General features: G+C 55.0%; 1 protein-coding gene. It reads left to right on the top strand.

From position 1 onward, the window contains the following. Positions 1-98: 98 nt before the first annotated feature. Positions 99-1,244: an integrase core domain-containing protein gene (locus ACW9IR_RS29415; protein ID WP_102902214.1), complete on the top strand. Its 1,146-nt coding sequence runs from the start codon at positions 99-101 to the stop codon at positions 1,242-1,244. Positions 1,245-1,305 lie beyond the last annotated feature (61 nt).

Genomic DNA, 1,305 nt, shown 5'->3' with positions numbered 1-1,305 from the left:
GGGAGAGGGCTAGGGTGGGTAAAGACCGGGTACATCCTTTACGTTTGAGACCGGGGACATGGTTTACAGGTATTAATCATGGTCAGGAGGTGCTGACCATGCCCTGGAATCAAGAGTCCCCAATGGATCAACGAGTGAAGTTAGTCAGTGACTGGCTTGGCGGCAGCTACACCAAGAGCCAATTAAGCCGGCGCTATGGCGTCAGCCGTCCAACCATCGACAAATGGCTGGAACGATATGCAGCGTTGGGCGTAGATGGCTTGAAAGAGCAATCGCGCAAGCCGTTGAACTGTCCTCATCAAACGCCCGACGAAATCATTGCCACGCTGCTGGCCAAGAAAAACGAACATCCCGATCGGGGGCCCAAGCAGATCATTGGTCGCCTGCGCGATTCCGATCCGCATATCCAATGGCCGGCGGCGAGTACCGCCGGGGAGTGGTTGAAGAAAGCTGGTTTGGTGGTGGCGCGACGGCCCTATCCCCCGCGTCCCCGTGCTCCAACACATTTGCGTCCGGTCGACGCGCCCAACCAGACTTGGTGTGCTGATTACAAAGGGCAGTTCAAAATGCAGGACGGTAATTGGTGCTATCCGCTGACCATTACCGATCAGATGAGCCGCTTTTTATTCGTCTGTCGCGCTTTGCCCAGTACGCACGGAGCGCCGACGCGGGAAGGCTTCGAATGGGCTTTTCGAGAATATGGGCTGCCGGATGTGATCCGCACTGATAATGGCGCTCCTTTTGCGTCGACAGGTCTGGCGCGACTTTCGAAGTTATCGGTTTGGTTCATCAGGCTTGGAATCCATGTCGAAACGATTACGCCTGGCCGTCCCGACCAAAATGGTCGACATGAACGGATGCATCGAACGCTAAAGGCAGCAGTGCCACCGGCGGAAAACCTGGTGCGCCAGCAGTTGGCTTTTCAGGAATTCATCCAAGACTTCAACCACCACCGACCGCACACCGCGCTGGGCATGAAACCGCCGGCATCTGTCTATAGCCCGTCGACACGCGCTTATCCCGGTTACTTGCCTGCGCTTGAATACGGTTCCGATGTTGAAGTACGCAAGGTTCGGTCAAATGGGGAAATTAAATGGAAAGGACAGCTGATTTTTCTAGGAGAGGCTCTGATTGGAGAGGACATCGCGCTGAAGGAAGTGGCTGATGACGCTTGGGAACTGTACCTTTGCAGCCACTGTTTAGGCAGGCTTGAAAGCGGCGCCAAACGCGTTTCAAGCCTGTAAAGGTGTAAACGATGTCCCCGGTCTAATTTGTAAAGGATGTACCGGTCTCTACAGTGAGGGG

This window comes from Pseudomonas sp. SDT291_1_S447 (genome assembly GCF_054070155.1).
This window is presented reverse-complemented; position numbering and strand designations above follow the sequence as displayed.

Coding starts and splice junctions, on each gene's coding strand:
- ACW9IR_RS29415 (WP_102902214.1), top strand. CDS start 99: ATGCCCTGGAATCAAGAGTCCCCAATGGATCAACGAGTGAAGTTAGTC.